Consider the following 16,134-nt stretch of genomic DNA (forward strand, 5'->3'; position numbering starts at 1 on the left):
ATCAGCAGTCGGTCGAGCGAAGGAAAATCGTCGCCAGTTGTTCAATACCGGTCTGATCCTCGAGGGTAAAACGCGCCAGCGACGGGCTGTCGAGGTCAAGGACGCCAATCAGTTTGCCGTCCTTGACCAGGGGCACCACCAGCTCGCTGTTGGACGCGCTGTCACAGGCGATATGCCCTGGGAACTCATGCACATCCTCCACGCGCTGGGTCTGCCGCGAGGCGGCCGCGGCACCGCACACTCCACGGCCAAACGGAATGCGCACACAGGCGATCTGGCCCTGGAACGGGCCGAGCACCAGTTCTTCATTGCGATTGAGATAGAAGCCGGCCCAATTCAAGTCATCCAACTGGTTGAACAGGAACGCTGAGAACTGCGCGCTATTGGCGATGAAGTCCCGCTCATCGGCCAGCAGCGACTCCAACTGCGCGCAGAGCATGGCATAGCCGTCCAGGCCCGTGCCGGCGCTTTGTAGGTCGATCATGATTGACGCTCCAGCAATTTGAGGCCCACCCAGTAACGAGCGAACTGATAAGCACAACGGCCGTTGCGGTTGCCGCGACCGGTGGCCCAGCGTACGGCCAGGATGTCGAGGGCTTCATCGCGCTGCCACTGCAAACCAGCCTTGTTCGCCAGCTCGCCGATCCAGTGCTCCACCACATCCAGGAAATGCTCTTGTGTGAAGGGGTAGAACGACAGCCACAAGCCAAAACGGTCGGATAGGGCAATCTTGTCCTCCACCGCTTCGCTTGGGTGCAACTCGCCATCCACGCGCTTCCAGTTATCGTTGTCACTCTGGTTTTCCGGCACAAGGTGGCGGCGGTTGGAGGTGGCATACAACAGCACGTTTTCCGGGGCTTGCTCCAGGGAGCCGTCGAGCACGCTTTTAAGCACGCGGTAATCACCTTCGCCGGCCTCGAACGACAGGTCGTCGCAGAACAGGATAAACCGCTGCGGCAGCTTGACCAGTTGCTCGACCACACGCGGCAGGTCGGCCAAATGGTCGCGCTCGATTTCTATCAGGCGCAAACCGGCCTTGGCGTGCTGGGCCAGCAAGGCGCGCACCATGGACGATTTACCGGTGCCCCGCGACCCCCACAGCAGTGCATGGTTGGCGGGCAGACCGTCGATGAATTGCTGGGTGTTGCGCGCCAGTGTTTCACGTTGTTTGTCCACGCCGATCAGATCGGACAGGCGCATCTCCAGGCTCACGTCCAGCGGCAACAGGAAACCACTGCGCCCTTCACGCTGCCAGCGGGCAGCCAGGCATTGGTTCCAATCGATGGTTTGGCGGGGCGCGGGCAACAGGGGTTCCAGGCGGGCGAGCACTGCATCGGCTCGCTCAAGAAAAGCACTCAATCGAGAATCCACAATTATTCCTCTGGCAAGTTCTTGCAAAAGATGGCGTATTGGCAACCCTGCGGCAGACCGCACGAGGCTGCGTAAAAAAACGATTCATGCCGGGTAAGCCAGAGCCTGTGGATGTTCAGCTATGCTTGCCGGGCGAAGGGAAACGTGAAGTGGTTCGACACTCAATGGATATCAAGTTCGCCCACCGCTTGTCTTATAAACAAGCCAGATTGACTGTGCTGGTCGGTTTCGTCTTGGGAACCTTGCTCAGCCTGATCCAAATCGGCATTGATTATGCCAGCGAAGACGCATCCATCAACCGTGAAATTCGCTCGCTGATCGAAATCAGCCACAACCCCGCCTCACGCATCGCCTATAACATCGACGCCGAACTGGCCCAGGAACTGACCTTGGGCCTGCTGCACTCCCCCGCCATCATTCATGCCCAGTTGATCGACAACAACGGCGTGGTGCTGGCCGATGTCGACCGCCCGCGTAAAGAAAGCACTTACCGCCCCGTCAGCGATTTCCTGTTCGGCGCCAACCGTCAGTTTGAAGACCGGTTGTTCCTCAGCCACATGCCCAACGAGTCCCTTGGTGTGCTGCGCCTGGATGTGGACACCTATGCCTTTGGCAGTCGCTTCCTGCACCGTGCCGAGATCACCTTGCTAAACGGCTTCGTCCGCAGCCTGTTGCTGACCGGCATTCTGTTGGGCTTGTTCTACGTGATGCTGACCCAGCCGTTGGTGCGCATCATCCGCGAGCTGAGCAACCGCCGACAGGCACGCCTGGACTGCCCGCCCGGCCACGAGCACGATGAAATCGGCGTGTTGGTGAACGTTGCCAACCAGCAGTTTGAAAACATGGAGACGGAGATCCAGCAACGCCGCCACGCCGAAGATCGGCTGACCGAATACCTGGGGCAACTGGAAGACATCGTGTCCGCACGCACCCTGGAGCTCAAGGCCAGCAACCAGCGGCTGAGCCAGTCCAACGATGAATTGGAAGCGGCGAAGATCCACGCGCTTGGCATGGCCCAAGCACGGGCGGCATTCCTCGCCAACATGAGCCACGAAATCCGCACACCGCTCAACGGCCTGCTGGGGATGATCGCGCTGTCACTCGACAGCCCACTCAACGCCGAGCAGCGTCAGCAACTGTCCATTGCCCATGACTCGGGCAAAGTGCTGGTGGAGTTGCTCAACGATATCCTCGACCTGTCCAAGTTCGACGCTGGCCAATTGGAGTTGGAGCGCATCCCGTTCGACCTGGGTTCTCTGGTGGAAGACACCGCGAACCTGTTGTCGCAGAACGCCGCGCCGAGCGTCGAACTGACGTGCCTGATCGACCCGCAGTTTCCCGCCCAGGTCCTGGGCGACCCGACCCGTGTGCGACAGATCGTCAGCAACCTGCTGTCCAACGCCCTCAAATTCACGCGCTTCGGACGGGTAGATGTTCGCCTCAGCGCGCGGGAGGGCCAGGTACGCATCGAGGTCTGCGATACCGGCATCGGCATTGCGCAGGAAGCCCAGGTAAAGATCTTCCAGCCCTTCACCCAGGCCGGTGCCGGCATCACTCGCCAGTTCGGCGGCACGGGCCTGGGCCTGGCGCTGACGCACAACCTGTGTGAAGCCATGAAAGGCCGACTGAGCATCAGCTCGGAAGTGGGCTTCGGTAGCCAGTTCTGCGCCGATCTGCCGCTGCCAACCCATTTGCCCGCCGTCCAGCCACTGCCGCTCAAGGGTGAGGTCATCGCCATTACCCATGCCGGCAGCGGCCTCACCGAACTGCTTACCACCCTGCTGCCTCACTGGGGGCTGACACCCCGCTGCTACTCGCAAGACGATGACGTGAGCGGGCAAACCCCGGACCTGCTGATCACCGACTGCCCGGAATGCCTGTTTCGCCTGCGCCCCACCCTCAGCGCGCCAATCCTGCTGGTGACCGCCTATGGCAACTTCATGCCCAGCGAGGAAGTCGCCGCACTCGCGCCGCTGCAACAACAGGCGCGACCGCTGAGCCGCAATGCGCTGTATCAGATCCTGCACCGTAACCTGCGCAGCGATACGCAACTGGTCCTCGACCCGATCCAGATGGAAGCCGCGCCCCTGGCGCACAGGGCGCGCATCCTGCTGGTGGAGGACAATCCGGTCAACCAACTGGTGGCCAAGGGCATGCTCAGCAAACTGGGATGTGAGGTAATCGTCGCAGCCCATGGTGGCGAGGCGCTCAAACTCCTTGAGGAACAACGCTTCGACCTGGTGTTGATGGACTGCAATATGCCGGTGATGGACGGCTACGAGGCCAGTCGGCAGATCCGTCGCAGCGGGCGCTGGCCGGACCTGCCGATCGTTGCCTTGACCGCCAACGCGCTCTCCGAAGAGCGCGAGCGTTGCCGGGCCGCGGGCATGAATGACTACCTGGCCAAGCCGTTCCGTCGTGAGGAACTCAGTGGTCTGCTTGAGCTGTGGGTGCCGAAGACGACAACTCTCTGATCTGTCGAAGCAACTGGTCCAAGCCCGCGCGCAAGGCGTCAGCCTGGTTCAGGTCGATGCCGCTGTCGCACAGCAGCCGGGTCTTGAGGCCATGGGTCCGGTCACGCAGCCGCACACCGGTTTCGCTCAGGCTCAGGTGCACCTCCCGCTCATCCTTGGCGCTGCGCTGACGCTTGACCAGACTGAGTTGCTCAAGGCGCTTGAGCAGCGGCGTCAACGTGCCCGAATCCAGCATCAAGCGCTCCCCCAACGCCTTGACCGTGGGCTGCGCCGGCGCTGTGGCGTGCCACTCCCACAACACCAGCATCACTAGGTATTGCGGGTAGGTCAGACCCAACTGATCGAGCATCGGCTTGTACGCGCGGGTCACCGCCCTGGAGGCGGCGTAAAGCTTGAAACACAGTTGATTATCGAGCGCCAGGGAGACGGTCATTTGAGCAGGGCTTCGATCTCTTGGGTCAGGTCCTGCGGCTTGGTGGTCGGCGCAAAGCGCTTGACTACCTGGCCGTCGCGGCCGATGAGGAACTTGGTGAAGTTCCACTTGATACCCTTGGAACCGAGCAAACCCGGCGCCTGTTGTTTCAGTTGCACAAACAACGGGTGGGCATCGCTGCCATTCACGTCAATCTTCTTGAACAGCGGGAAGCTGACACCGAAGTTCAGCTCGCAAAACTCGGAAATCGCGCCTTCGTTACCGGGTTCCTGCTTGCCGAACTGGTTGCAGGGGAAGCCCAACACCACCAATCCCTGGTCCTTGTACTGCTGCCAGAGCTGTTCCAGGCCCTTGTACTGTGGGGTGAAGCCGCACTTGCTGGCGGTGTTGACCACCAGGATGGCCTTGCCGGCGAAATCGGCCAAGGTCTTTTGCTCACCTTTGATGGTGGTGCAAGGGATGCTCAGCAGGTTGTTGCTCATGGCAGTGTCTCGATAACGGAAAGAAAGGATAAACATAGTGGTCAATTCAATTGCGTGCAATTTAATTGACCAGAATGATAGGCCGATATCAAACGATAACCGCTTCTGTGGCGAGGGAACTTGCTCCCTCGCCACAGAAGATATGTTTATCGCGGAACGAGGTCCAGGCACACCGAGTTGATGCAGTAACGCAGGCCGGTCGGCGGCGGACCATCCGGGAACACGTGCCCCAAGTGAGCATCGCATTTGGCGCAGGTCACTTCGGTGCGGATCATGCCGTGGCTGACGTCACGGATCTCGATCATCGCGCTGTCGGCGATTGGCGCGTAGAAGCTCGGCCAGCCGCAGCCGGAGTCGAACTTGGTCTTGGAGTCGAACAACGGCTCAGTGCAGCAAATGCAGTGGTACACACCGTCGGTCTTGGTGGCGTTGTACTTGCCGCTGAAAGGTCGCTCGGTGCCCTTGAGGCGGCACACGTTGTATTGCTCCGGATCGAGCATCGCCTTCCACTCATCAACGGTTTTCTGCAACTTTTCCATCGGTACACCTCGGCAACTGAAAAAGCCTGATCTGTGTCTTTTCCATGGATCAGGCGGCACGTATGATTGCGCCTCTTCAAAACGCCAGTCTGGCACCCGCGCTACCGGCATTCAAACGTATTTATGGGTGCGGGCCCGCAGGATTCGCAGTACGGTAGTGTCCCCACCGTCTGGATCGTTCATTTTCAGGATCACATCGCCATGCAGGTCAGCAAATCGAACAAGCTCGCCAACGTCTGCTACGACATTCGCGGCCCAGTGCTCAAGCACGCCAAACGCCTGGAAGAGGAAGGCCATCGCATCCTCAAGCTGAACATCGGCAACCCGGCGCCCTTTGGTTTCGAAGCGCCGGACGAAATCCTCCAGGACGTGATCCGCAACCTGCCCACCGCCCAGGGCTACAGCGACTCCAAAGGCCTGTTCAGCGCGCGCAAGGCGGTGATGCAGTACTACCAGCAAAAGCAGGTCGAAGGTGTCGGCATCGAAGACATCTACCTGGGCAATGGCGTGTCCGAGCTGATCGTGATGTCCATGCAGGCCCTGCTCAACAATGGCGACGAAGTGCTGGTGCCGGCGCCGGATTACCCGTTATGGACCGCCGCCGTGACCCTGGCCGGCGGCCACCCGGTGCACTACCTGTGTGACGAAGGCGCGGACTGGTTCCCGGACCTGGCCGACATCAAGGCCAAGATCACCCCGAACACCAAGGCCCTGGTGATCATCAACCCGAACAACCCGACCGGCGCGGTGTATTCCAAGGAAGTCCTGCTGGGCATGCTGGAACTGGCGCGCCAGCACAACCTGGTGGTGTTCTCCGACGAGATCTACGACAAGATCCTCTACGACGACGCCGTGCACGTGTGCACCGCCTCCCTGGCGCCGGATCTGCTGTGCCTGACCTTCAACGGCCTGTCCAAGTCCTACCGCGTGGCGGGTTTCCGTTCGGGCTGGATCGCCATCTCTGGTCCCAAACACAACGCCCAGAGCTACATCGAAGGCATCGACATGCTGGCCAACATGCGCCTGTGTGCCAACGTGCCGAGCCAGCACGCGATCCAGACCGCCTTGGGCGGCTACCAGAGCATCAATGACCTGGTCCTGCCTCAAGGCCGCTTGCTGGAACAGCGCAATCGCACCTGGGAACTGCTCAACGCCATTCCCGGTGTGAGCTGCGTGAAACCCATGGGTGCGTTGTATGCCTTTCCGCGGATCGACCCAAAAGTGTGTCCGATCCTCAACGATGAGAAATTCGTGCTCGACCTGCTGCTGTCGGAAAAGCTGCTGGTGGTGCAAGGCACGGCGTTCAACTGGCCGTGGCCAGATCACTTCCGTGTAGTGACATTGCCACGCGTGGATGACCTGGACATGGCCATTGGTCGCATCGGCAACTTCCTCAAGTCCTATCGCCAGTAACGCGAACGACGCTGTACGGCCGACAATCGGTCGTACAGCGAGTATCTAGCAACACTTCTCTGGCTTTTCCCCGTACAGGCCCTTCGCCGTCACTGAAAACGCCAGCGACCCCCTGTATTCACGGGACAGCGAGGTACCGGCGAACCGATTCAGCCCTGTTTTCCCTATCGGAAATGCCCTTCAAGACTCTACATTCAGGCTGTAGGACACAGTTTGAAATAGTCGCTCGGTTGAATCACCCCATGCCGCACCTTATATACCCCGCAGTACGCGACATATTAAGCATGAGGAGAATTCTACAACCATGATGCGCATCCTGCTGTTCTTGGCCACTAACCTTGCGGTCGTGCTGATTGCCAGCATCACCTTGAGCCTTTTCGGCTTCAATGGGTTCATGGCGGCCAACGGGGTTGACCTGAACCTCAATCAGCTGCTGGTTTTCTGTGCGGTCTTTGGTTTTGCCGGCTCGCTGTTCTCGCTGTTCATCTCCAAGTGGATGGCGAAGATGAGCACCAGCACCCAGGTGATCACCCAACCCCGTACCCGGCATGAACAATGGTTGCTGCAGACCGTCGAGGAGCTATCCCGCCAAGCCGGCATTAAAATGCCTGAAGTCGGGATCTTCCCGGCTTATGAAGCCAACGCCTTTGCCACCGGCTGGAACAAGAACGACGCGCTCGTTGCGGTGAGCCAGGGCATGCTGGAACGCTTCTCGTACGATGAAGTGAAGGCCGTGCTGGCCCACGAGATCGGCCACGTGGCCAACGGTGACATGGTCACCCTGGCCTTGGTACAAGGCGTGGTGAACACCTTCGTGATGTTCTTTGCGCGGATCATCGGCAACTTTGTCGATAAAGTGATCTTCAAGAACGAAGGTGGACGCGGTATTGCCTACTTCGTGGCGACCATCTTCGCCGAGTTGGTGCTGGGCTTCCTGGCCAGTGCAATCACTATGTGGTTCTCTCGCAAGAGAGAGTTCCGTGCAGATGAAGCCGGTGCCCGCCTGGCCGGTACCGGGGCGATGATCGCGGCGCTGCAACACCTGCGCTCCGAGCAAGGCCTGCCGGTGCACATGCCGGACAGCCTGACCGCCTTCGGCATCAACGGCGGCATCAAGCAGGGCATGGCTCGCCTGTTCATGAGCCACCCACCGCTGGAAGAGCGTATCGACGCACTGCGTCGCATGGGCTGATAACCCGCAAGGCAAAAAAAGGGGCGATTGGATCGCCCCTTTTTTGTGGACACAATTTAGGCCTTGGTCAGCCGATAAACCCGCTCATCGAGCCGCGTGACACCCTCCTGCACAAACTTCCAGCTCTCCTCCAAGACGTCTTGCTCTTGCAGCGCCCGCAAGGTCCAGTCCGAACCGAACAACACCTTCACCTCATCATCAGTCACTGCAAACGGTGGCCCGGCCTTTTGCGTCTGATCGTAATCAAGGGTGATCAGCAGCCCCTGGCAACCCGACGGCAGCAGGCGGCTCAAATGCTCGGCGTACTGCGCCCGCATCAGCGGTGGCAAGGCGATCAGGGCGGCGCGGTCATACAACGCGGCGCAACCCACCAAAGCTTCGGCATCCAGGGCGAAGAAGTCGCCGCACCACACTTCGATCAAATCAGCCTGGTACACCGTAAAGGCACTTCGCCGAGTGATACGTGGCACGAGGTTCTGCTCGCTGAAAAACGCCTCGACGGCCTGCTCTGACAGCTCCACGCCCATAACCCGCAGCCCATGACTGGCCAGCCACACCAGGTCCAGGCTCTTGCCACACAAGGGCACCAGCACCTTGGAACCCTCAGCAACCGCCAGTTGCGGCCAATGTCGTTGCAGGTAAGGGTTGACCTCGGACAAATGAAAGCCGATCTGATTGCGTGCCCAGCGTTCCTGCCAAAACTTAGGCTCCATAGATCCTCCATAAAATTCGATCAAATGGTACTAAAACTTATATTAGATTTAGATCAATGATCTGACTGAAGATGGGCCCATGTTAACGCTCAGGACCCCCCTTATGCTCCCCAGCCTGTTTATCTCCCACGGCTCGCCCATGCTTGCCCTGCAACCCGGCGCCAGCGGCCCGGCCCTCCAGCGACTCGCTGCCGAGATGCCACGCCCGAAGGCAATCGTGGTGGTGTCGGCACACTGGGAAAGTCACGAACTCCTGGTCAGCGGCAGCGCCGCGCCCGAAACCTGGCACGACTTCGGCGGCTTCCCCCGCGAGTTGTTTGCCGTGCAGTACCCGGCACCGGGTGACCCGCGACTGGCCGCTGAAATTGTCGAGTTGTTGAAGGCCGACGGCTTGAATGCACGCACTGATGACCGTCGCCCCTTCGACCATGGCACCTGGGTGCCGCTGTCGCTGATGTACCCGGCGGCGAATATCCCGGTGGTGCAGGTGTCGTTGCCCAGTAGCATGGGCCCTGCCCTGCAGACCCGCGTCGGGCACGCCCTTGCCAGCCTGCGCGAGCATGACGTGCTTCTGATCGGCTCAGGCAGCATCACCCACAACCTGGGCGAGCTGGACTGGCGTGCGGGGCCCGAGAGCATCGAGCCTTGGGCGCGAGACTTCCGGGACTGGGTGGTCGATAAGCTGGCCGCCGACGATGAAAAGGCGCTGCACGACTACCGCCGCCAGGCGCCGAATGCCGTGCGCAACCATCCCAGTGATGAGCACCTGTTGCCGTTGTACTTTGCACGTGGAGCCGGTGGTGATTTCAGCATCGCGCACCAAGGTTTCACCCTGGGCGCACTAGGCATGGATATCTACCGCTTCGGCTAACAGCGCCCATCGCAGGAATGGGACAGTCCGCAGGTGATAGGCACTAATGCGCTAGCCCGGCAACTACCCAGTCCGCGGCCTAGGCCTTCTTCTCATAACCCACTCCTTTTAAGGAGAAGTGGATTTCCTTTCCTACACCCGAGTCTTTGGTAATCTGCTGGGTACCTACTATCGAGTTCTTATACCTACCGTATAAACCGCTACTGTTGATTTCGCCCACTTTAACAGCGCCCTTATCATCTGTAGTAAAGGGCGCTAAAAAACTGCCGGTCGTTGGAGCAATCTGTGAACTTTTGTTTATCTTTGCGCCATAGTGTTCGACAAACCCAGTGTCTCTACCGGCCAGCGCAACCTTTCTGTCGACATAAAGATCTTTGACGTGGTGTTTGGGACCCGGATTATTCGGATCCGTGACATCCTGGATATAAGCGCTCAACTTCTGGGGATCTTCAGGGTCTCGCACTATCGTCAGATTATACTTATGCCCAAACTTGAAATCGACCAATGTGCTATTGCTGGCACCCTTTTCCCCATCAAACTCAGCGCGACCCTGTGGCGCTTTGAAATGCGGACCGTGTCCAGAAAACACCACCAACGCTTTGCCGTCCCCACGTGGCTGCAGCCCTATATAGCCACGGCCGAGAGGCTTACCACTGTCGTCATTGAGTCCAAACATCATCGCGTAATAAATACCCGCATCCTTGCCTGTTTTTCTTTGAAGGCCTTCATCAATACTCATTGGAAACGTAATGTTGTTTAACCCAGGGGATGGTGCGGGAAGTGAGTAACTCACACCATACAGCCCATTCGGTGCTGTGGCTTCTTTCTTGATTTCGAGTTTTGGATCGCTCACCTTATCAAGCGCTGAGTTATGGCTTGTGATCGATGATGGTACAGCGCCTGGGCTGGTTTCTTTTTTCAGACGCACTAGTGCATCACTCAATAGGCTAGCCCTCCCTGACGACGGAAGACTATTTTCATCTTCTTGGAAGTGATCAACACGTGGCTCGTCCTTCCTATTAATGGACGGTTGCACGGGAGGATGAATATCAGGCTCAGGCATTCTTGATGGGGGACGGAGTGTATAATCAATGCGCATAACAGCTGCAGCCTCTTTCCAGTGAGTTCAATCATCACTCAACAGTAGTGACTCACTTACAAGCAGACTGTCAGACAGGTCACTCATGCGCTCGGAATTTACTTAAACCTGATTTGATCATTACCTGACAACGAAAACCGACCTTTCTGAACTGCGTCACCAGAGTACGCCTCATATGAAGCGCTACCCCACCACGTGAGCAGCCCTTGCGCGCCTACCGAACGCCAGCCAAAAAAAATCCCCGAACCAGTCGGGGATTTTTTACTTGCGATCAATCAGCCCAAGGGCAGATCAATCTTCGCGGTAGCGACGCAGCTTCAGCTGCTTACCGGCAACGCGAGTGTCTTTCAGCTTGGCCAGCAGTTTTTCCAGACCGTCTTCTGGCAGCTCCACCAGGGAGAAGCTGTCACGGACTTGGATACGACCAATGGCCTCGCGTGCCAGGCCACCCTCATTGAGGATAGCGCCCAGCAGGTTCTTGGCAGCGATACCATCACGCGCGCCCAGCGCGGTACGGCAACGAGCACGGCCTTCAGCCAATGGCACCGGAGCGCGACGCTCACGATCACCACGATCTGGACGGTCGCCAGTACGCTCTGGACGATCACCGCGTGGCGCGCTGTTCGGAACCAGTGGACGTTCTTTCTCGATGGCTGCAAGCGTCAATGCTTGACCGTTGGTGGCTTTACGCAGCAAGGCTGCAGCCAGGGCGCGCGGGGTGCAACCGATATCGGCGGTCAGGCGGTCCAGCAGGTCGCCGTGGGTCGATTCAGCGTCAGCCACCAGCGGCGACAGGCTGTTGGTCAGTTTCTTGATGCGCGCATCGAGAACGGCCTGGGCATCCGGCAGGCGGACTTCGGCAACTTTCTGACCGGTTACACGCTCGATCACTTGCAGCATGCGGCGCTCACGTGGAGTCACCAGCAGCAGTGCACGACCTTCGCGACCCGCACGGCCGGTACGGCCGATACGGTGAACGTAGGACTCTGGATCGTAAGGCATGTCAACGTTGAACACGTGGGTGATACGTGGAACGTCAAGGCCACGGGCAGCAACGTCGGTCGCCACAACGATGTCCAGACGGCCATCCTTGAGGGAGTCGATCACGCGCTCACGTTGGTTCTGGGCAATGTCACCGTTCAGCGCAGCGGCTTTGTAGCCTTTGGCTTCCAGGGCGCTGGCCAGGTCCAGGGTCGCTTGCTTGGTGCGCACGAACATGATCAGGGCGTCGAAGTCTTCGACTTCCAGCAGGCTCAATACAGCCGAGGTCTTCTGGTCAGCGTGAACCAACAGGTGAGCCTGTTCGATCGCGGTAACGGTCTGAGTCTTGGTCTGGATCTTCACGTGCTCAGGATCGCGCAGGTGACGCTCGGCGATGGCACGGATCGACTGTGGCAGGGTAGCCGAGAACAGTACGGTTTGACGGGTTGGTGGCAGTGCCTTGAAGATGACCTCCAGGTCATCCATGAAGCCCAGCTTCAGCATTTCGTCAGCTTCGTCCAGAACCAGGTGGTTCACGGTCGACAGGACTTTCTCGTCACGACGCAGGTGGTCGCACAGACGGCCCGGGGTGGCAACAACGATCTGTGCGCCATTACGGATTGCTTTGAGTTGTGGGCCCATAGGCGCGCCGCCGTAAACGGCCACAACGGTTACGCCTGGCATTTGCTTGGCGTAGGTTTCAAAAGCGGTTGCTACTTGCAGCGCCAACTCACGGGTTGGCGCCAGGATCAGGGCTTGCGGTTCGCGCTTGGCAGGATCGATGCAGTGCAGGATTGGCAAAGCGAACGCGGCAGTTTTGCCGGTACCGGTTTGCGCCTGGCCAATCATGTCCTTACCGGCCATGATGATCGGGATCGATTGCTGCTGAATCGCCGAAGGCTCTTCGTAGCCAGTCGCTGCGACGGCTGCAAGAATATTCGGGTTCAGATTAAAAGCGGCGAAGCCGCCGGTTTCCTGGGTCATGGGTCTGCCTCTAAGTGCATCCGCAAAGACCCATGCTCCAAAGCTGCGCATGCCGTGTTGAGACTCAAGAGTCGCCCTGGCTGCTTTGTCGGCGGGGATTTGCGAAAACGAATGAATGAAAAAGATTCGTCAAGGGAGAGTCCGCTGTGCGGACGTGCAGCCGAAGCTGACTTCGGGGAATTGCGCTACCTAAACGCGGCCCGGTTAAAGGCCGGCGCGCACTATACCGGAAATAGCTGAAAAAGGGAGCTTTTTTTATCGGAAAGTACCGATAAACCGCGCTGTGTCACAGTCTTTGCAGATAACACCGGTAAGGTCTATTTTTCAAAGGCCCGGCCCTGCTGGTCATAACGCTTAAACGGTTCACCTGACCTCTCAGACCTTTGGTCCGAAACCTTTTCCCGCGCCCGAGGGCACACCCGATGAATCAAGCCAGTAGCAGCCGCGTCAGCCGTGAACTCCAGGGTCATGTCTTGCTTTTGGGTCTGGACCGGGTCGCCAAACGCAACGCGTTCGACCTGGACCTGCTCAATGAGCTGAGCCTGGCGTATGGCGAATTTGATCGAAATACCGACGCGCGGGTCGCGGTGGTGTTTGCCCATGGCGACCACTTCACCGCCGGGCTCGACCTGGCCAATGTCAGCGGTGTGATGGCCGGTGGCTGGCAGCCGCCGTTGGGAGGTTGCGATCCCTGGGGCGTATTTGCCGGCCCACGCGTGAGCAAACCGGTGATCGTCGCGGCCCAGGGTTACTGCCTGACCATCGGGATAGAGCTGATGCTGGCCGCGGACATCAACCTCTGCGCCAGCAACACGCGTTTTGCGCAGATGGAAGTACAGCGTGGGATCTTTCCGTTTGGCGGCGCGACGCTGCGCTTTCATCAGATTGCCGGCTGGGGCAACGCGATGCGCTGGCTGCTGACCGGCGATGAATTCGACGCCCATGACGCCCTGCGCCTGGGCCTGGTGCAGGAAGTAATGGCCAGCGAAGACCTGCTGCCCCGTGCCGTCGAACTGGCCAACCGCATCGCCCGCCAGGCGCCGCTGGGCGTTCAAGCCACGTTGATGTCGGCGCGGTTGGCGCGGATGGAAGGCGAAACCGTGGCGGCAGCGGCGTTGCCGCCGATGGTGGATAAACTGCTCAACAGCGAAGATGCCAAGGAAGGCGTGCGGGCGATGATCGAGAAGCGGCCCGGCGTATTCAAAGGTATTTGAGTTGGCAGTACCAACGCCATCGTCGTGACAGGCGACTAAGTCGCCGGCCGAATCGCCTTGATCAGCGGTTGCAACGAATACCCAAGGCGCGGTGCCAAGGCTTCAGCGCGAGCGGACAGCGACTCCAGGTCCAGCGCCTGATCCAGCTCCGACGGCACCAGCAAAATCACATTGCCCTCCTTCACCGGCAGTTCCCAATAATGCCGGTGATACAAGCCACGTAACAACGCGGCGCCCAGAGGCTTGCCATCATCGGTGGCCCACTGGTTGATCACCAGCCAGCCCCCGGGGTTGAGCTTTTTCTGGCAGCTTTCCAGGAAGGTCCAGGCCAGGTGCCCGACGCCGGGACCGACGTCGGTGTAGAGGTCAACGAAGATCAGGTCGGCCGATTCGGCACTGTCGAGCAATTGCAGGGCATCGCCAATGCGGATGTACAAACGCGGGTCGTCGTCCAGCCCCAGGTACTCGATAGCCAGGCGCGGCACGTCGGGGCGCAACTCGATGGCTTCCACGTCTTCCAACGGCAGGAACTTCAGGCACGCCTGGGTCAACGTGCCCGCCCCCAAGCCGAGGAACAGCGCGCTTTCCGGCTGTTCATGGCACAACGCGCCGATCAGCATGGCACGGGTGTAGTCGTACTCCAGCCAGCTCGGGTCAGCAGTGAACACACAGCTTTGCTCGATGGCATCGCCGAACTCGAGAAAACGGTAATCGGCCACTTCGAGCACACGGATCATGCCGAAGTCATCATGGACTTCAGCCAGCAGGCGCTCGACACGCTCCTCGGTCATCACTACTCCTAAAGGGTTTACCGCACGGCAAAAGCGCGATTGTCGGCCAACCGGCGGCAACAGGTCACGCACTAATTGCTGATAACATTGGCGCCCCACCGTCAATCAGCCAATCGAGTTCATGATGAGCCAACCCTGGAGCCCCGACAGCTGGCGCGCCCTGCCGATCCAGCAACAACCCCAGTACCCGGACGCTGCGCACTTGTTGCAAGTGGAGCAGAACCTGGCCAGCTATCCGCCACTGGTGTTTGCCGGGGAAGCCCGCGAGTTGCGTCGTCAGTTTGCCGAAGTGACCCAGGGCCGTGCGTTCCTGCTGCAAGGCGGCGATTGCGCCGAGAGCTTTGCCGAGTTCTCTGCGGCGAAGATCCGCGACACCTTCAAGGTGCTGCTGCAGATGGCGATCGTGATGACCTTTGCCGCCGGCTGCCCGGTGGTGAAAGTCGGGCGCATGGCGGGCCAGTTCGCCAAGCCGCGCTCGGCCAACGATGAAACCATCGACGGCATCACCCTGCCCGCCTACCGTGGCGACATCGTCAACGGTATTGGTTTCGACGAAAAAAGCCGTGTGCCGGACCCGGACCGCCTGTTGCAGTCCTACCACCAGTCCACCGCCACCCTCAACCTGCTGCGCGCCTTTGCCCAAGGCGGTTTTGCCGACCTGCACCAGGTGCACAAATGGAACCTGGATTTCATCGCCAACTCCGCGCTGGCCGAGAAGTACAGCCAACTGGCCGACCGTATCGACGAAACCCTGGCGTTCATGCGCGCCTGCGGCATGGACAGCTCGCCGCAACTGCGCGAAACCAGCTTCTTCACCGCTCACGAAGCGCTGCTGCTCAACTACGAGCAAGCCTTTGTGCGCCGCGACAGCCTGACCAACGATTACTACGATTGCTCGGCGCACATGCTCTGGATCGGCGACCGCACCCGCCAACTGGACGGTGCCCACGTCGAGTTCCTGCGCGGGGTGAACAACCCGATCGGGGTCAAGGTCGGCCCGAGCATGAACCCGGATGACCTGATCCGCCTGATCGACATCCTCAACCCGGACAACGACCCTGGCCGCCTCAACCTCATTGCACGCATGGGTGCGGGCAAGGTCGGTGATCATTTGCCAGGCTTGATCCGTGCCGTGCAGCGCGAAGGCAAGCAGGTGCTATGGAGTTCCGACCCGATGCACGGCAACACCATCAAGGCCAGCAGCGGCTACAAGACTCGCGACTTTGCGCAGATCCTGGGTGAAGTGAAGGATTTCTTCCAGGTGCATCAGGCCGAGGGCACATATGCCGGCGGGATCCATATCGAGATGACCGGGCAGAACGTCACCGAATGCATCGGCGGCGCGCGACCGATCACCGAAGATGGCTTGTCGGATCGGTATCACACCCACTGCGATCCTCGGATGAATGCCGATCAGTCGCTGGAGTTGGCGTTTCTGATTGCCGAGACACTAAAGCAAGTCAAGCGCTGACCTTTGAGCGAACGGGCCTCTTGTGGTGAGCGGGCTTGCCCCGCGCTGGGCTGCGCAGCGGCCCCAAACCAGTCACTGTGTTCTATCTGAAGAAATTCAGTGGTCT

15 protein-coding genes are annotated in these 16,134 nt (G+C 59.4%); 6 read left to right on the top strand and 9 right to left on the bottom strand.

Features of this window, described 5'->3' with window-relative positions; genetic code table 11:
• Position 1: 1 nt before the first annotated feature.
• The gene (locus ACP7C6_RS13055) at positions 2–484 is read right to left on the bottom strand and encodes a GAF domain-containing protein (RefSeq protein ID WP_028615665.1); all 483 of its coding nucleotides are present in this window, start codon (positions 482–484) and stop codon (positions 2–4) included.
• Positions 481–1,371: an ATP-binding protein gene (locus ACP7C6_RS13060; RefSeq protein ID WP_028615664.1), complete on the bottom strand. Its 891-nt coding sequence runs from the start codon at positions 1,369–1,371 to the stop codon at positions 481–483. The genes ACP7C6_RS13055 and ACP7C6_RS13060 overlap by 4 nt, the downstream gene beginning before the upstream one ends.
• Before the next feature lie 164 nt (positions 1,372–1,535).
• On the opposite strand from ACP7C6_RS13060, the gene ACP7C6_RS13065 reads away from it, so the two are divergent.
• Positions 1,536–3,845 carry a response regulator gene (locus ACP7C6_RS13065; protein ID WP_426108836.1) on the top strand — a complete coding sequence of 770 codons (2,310 nt, stop codon included), beginning with the start codon at positions 1,536–1,538 and terminating at the stop codon, positions 3,843–3,845.
• Here the strand turns inward: ACP7C6_RS13065 and ACP7C6_RS13070 are convergent.
• The 3 genes from ACP7C6_RS13070 to msrB all read right to left on the bottom strand — a co-directional run bounded on the left by ACP7C6_RS13070 (position 3,799) and on the right by msrB (position 5,299).
• Positions 3,799–4,278 carry a MarR family winged helix-turn-helix transcriptional regulator gene (locus ACP7C6_RS13070; RefSeq protein WP_028615662.1) on the bottom strand — a complete coding sequence of 160 codons (480 nt, stop codon included), beginning with the start codon at positions 4,276–4,278 and terminating at the stop codon, positions 3,799–3,801. The two genes, ACP7C6_RS13065 and ACP7C6_RS13070, sit on opposite strands and share 47 nt — an antisense overlap.
• Positions 4,275–4,760, bottom strand: a complete 486-nt coding sequence (locus tag ACP7C6_RS13075) for a glutathione peroxidase (protein ID WP_033901385.1) — start codon at positions 4,758–4,760, stop codon at positions 4,275–4,277. Before ACP7C6_RS13075 ends, ACP7C6_RS13070 begins: the two co-directional genes overlap by 4 nt.
• A 146-nt stretch (positions 4,761–4,906) precedes the next feature.
• Complete coding sequence (gene msrB, locus ACP7C6_RS13080; RefSeq protein WP_311895377.1) at positions 4,907–5,299, bottom strand: peptide-methionine (R)-S-oxide reductase MsrB; 393 nt, start codon at positions 5,297–5,299, stop codon at positions 4,907–4,909.
• Positions 5,300–5,500: 201 nt separating this feature from the next.
• On the opposite strand from msrB, the gene ACP7C6_RS13085 reads away from it, so the two are divergent.
• Both ACP7C6_RS13085 and htpX read left to right on the top strand, forming a co-directional pair.
• Positions 5,501–6,712 carry a pyridoxal phosphate-dependent aminotransferase gene (locus ACP7C6_RS13085; protein WP_016978462.1) on the top strand — a complete coding sequence of 404 codons (1,212 nt, stop codon included), beginning with the start codon at positions 5,501–5,503 and terminating at the stop codon, positions 6,710–6,712.
• 304 nt (positions 6,713–7,016) lie between these two features.
• Positions 7,017–7,904, top strand: coding sequence for a protease HtpX (gene htpX, locus ACP7C6_RS13090; protein ID WP_016978461.1), 888 nt, complete (start codon positions 7,017–7,019; stop codon positions 7,902–7,904).
• 56 nt (positions 7,905–7,960) lie between these two features.
• On the opposite strand, the gene ACP7C6_RS13095 is transcribed toward htpX, so the two are convergent.
• Entirely contained in the window at positions 7,961–8,617 is a 657-nt protein-coding gene (locus tag ACP7C6_RS13095; protein WP_305384308.1) for a thiopurine S-methyltransferase, read from the bottom strand.
• Between the two features lie 103 nt (positions 8,618–8,720).
• Between ACP7C6_RS13095 and ACP7C6_RS13100 the strand changes: the two genes are divergently transcribed.
• Positions 8,721–9,488, top strand: coding sequence for a DODA-type extradiol aromatic ring-opening family dioxygenase (locus tag ACP7C6_RS13100; protein ID WP_028615658.1), 768 nt, complete (start codon positions 8,721–8,723; stop codon positions 9,486–9,488).
• Positions 9,489–9,567: 79 nt separating this feature from the next.
• On the opposite strand, the gene ACP7C6_RS13105 is transcribed toward ACP7C6_RS13100, so the two are convergent.
• Together ACP7C6_RS13105 and ACP7C6_RS13110 are read right to left on the bottom strand one after the other, a co-directional pair.
• Positions 9,568–10,587, bottom strand: a complete 1,020-nt coding sequence (locus ACP7C6_RS13105) for a hypothetical protein (protein WP_426108837.1) — start codon at positions 10,585–10,587, stop codon at positions 9,568–9,570.
• 291 nt (positions 10,588–10,878) lie between these two features.
• Positions 10,879–12,552, bottom strand: a complete 1,674-nt coding sequence (locus tag ACP7C6_RS13110) for a DEAD/DEAH box helicase (protein ID WP_028615656.1) — start codon at positions 12,550–12,552, stop codon at positions 10,879–10,881.
• 422 nt (positions 12,553–12,974) lie between these two features.
• On the opposite strand from ACP7C6_RS13110, the gene ACP7C6_RS13115 reads away from it, so the two are divergent.
• Positions 12,975–13,766 (top strand): crotonase/enoyl-CoA hydratase family protein, encoded by a 792-nt coding sequence (locus ACP7C6_RS13115; protein WP_122686705.1) that lies wholly within the window; start codon positions 12,975–12,977, stop codon positions 13,764–13,766.
• Between the two features lie 35 nt (positions 13,767–13,801).
• Here ACP7C6_RS13115 and ACP7C6_RS13120 read toward each other — a convergent pair whose 3' ends face one another.
• Positions 13,802–14,557 carry a spermidine synthase gene (locus ACP7C6_RS13120; protein ID WP_068932292.1) on the bottom strand — a complete coding sequence of 252 codons (756 nt, stop codon included), beginning with the start codon at positions 14,555–14,557 and terminating at the stop codon, positions 13,802–13,804.
• Positions 14,558–14,681: 124 nt separating this feature from the next.
• Between ACP7C6_RS13120 and ACP7C6_RS13125 the strand changes: the two genes are divergently transcribed.
• On the top strand, positions 14,682–16,028 hold the full coding sequence (locus tag ACP7C6_RS13125) for a class II 3-deoxy-7-phosphoheptulonate synthase (protein WP_016975387.1): 1,347 nt from the start codon (positions 14,682–14,684) through the stop codon (positions 16,026–16,028).
• Positions 16,029–16,134 lie beyond the last annotated feature (106 nt).

The sequence above is a fragment of the Pseudomonas sp. TWR1-1-4 genome (assembly GCF_049897165.1).
Taxonomy (GTDB): Bacteria; Pseudomonadota; Gammaproteobacteria; order Pseudomonadales; family Pseudomonadaceae; genus Aquipseudomonas; species Aquipseudomonas canadensis.

Excerpts from the sequence above, each read along its gene's own strand:
- ACP7C6_RS13075 (WP_033901385.1), bottom strand. The coding sequence starts at position 4,760 with ATGAGCAACAACCTGCTGAGCATCCCTTGCACCACCATCAAAGGTGAG.
- ACP7C6_RS13100 (WP_028615658.1), top strand. The coding sequence starts at position 8,721 with ATGCTCCCCAGCCTGTTTATCTCCCACGGCTCGCCCATGCTTGCCCTG.
- ACP7C6_RS13085 (WP_016978462.1), top strand. The coding sequence starts at position 5,501 with ATGCAGGTCAGCAAATCGAACAAGCTCGCCAACGTCTGCTACGACATT.
- htpX (WP_016978461.1), top strand. The coding sequence starts at position 7,017 with ATGATGCGCATCCTGCTGTTCTTGGCCACTAACCTTGCGGTCGTGCTG.
- ACP7C6_RS13110 (WP_028615656.1), bottom strand. The coding sequence starts at position 12,552 with ATGACCCAGGAAACCGGCGGCTTCGCCGCTTTTAATCTGAACCCGAAT.
- ACP7C6_RS13070 (WP_028615662.1), bottom strand. The coding sequence starts at position 4,278 with ATGACCGTCTCCCTGGCGCTCGATAATCAACTGTGTTTCAAGCTTTAC.
- ACP7C6_RS13105 (WP_426108837.1), bottom strand. The coding sequence starts at position 10,587 with ATGCGCATTGATTATACACTCCGTCCCCCATCAAGAATGCCTGAGCCT.
- ACP7C6_RS13125 (WP_016975387.1), top strand. The coding sequence starts at position 14,682 with ATGAGCCAACCCTGGAGCCCCGACAGCTGGCGCGCCCTGCCGATCCAG.
- ACP7C6_RS13055 (WP_028615665.1), bottom strand. The coding sequence starts at position 484 with ATGATCGACCTACAAAGCGCCGGCACGGGCCTGGACGGCTATGCCATG.
- ACP7C6_RS13065 (WP_426108836.1), top strand. The coding sequence starts at position 1,536 with ATGGATATCAAGTTCGCCCACCGCTTGTCTTATAAACAAGCCAGATTG.
- ACP7C6_RS13115 (WP_122686705.1), top strand. The coding sequence starts at position 12,975 with ATGAATCAAGCCAGTAGCAGCCGCGTCAGCCGTGAACTCCAGGGTCAT.
- msrB (WP_311895377.1), bottom strand. The coding sequence starts at position 5,299 with ATGGAAAAGTTGCAGAAAACCGTTGATGAGTGGAAGGCGATGCTCGAT.
- ACP7C6_RS13120 (WP_068932292.1), bottom strand. The coding sequence starts at position 14,557 with ATGACCGAGGAGCGTGTCGAGCGCCTGCTGGCTGAAGTCCATGATGAC.
- ACP7C6_RS13095 (WP_305384308.1), bottom strand. The coding sequence starts at position 8,617 with ATGGAGCCTAAGTTTTGGCAGGAACGCTGGGCACGCAATCAGATCGGC.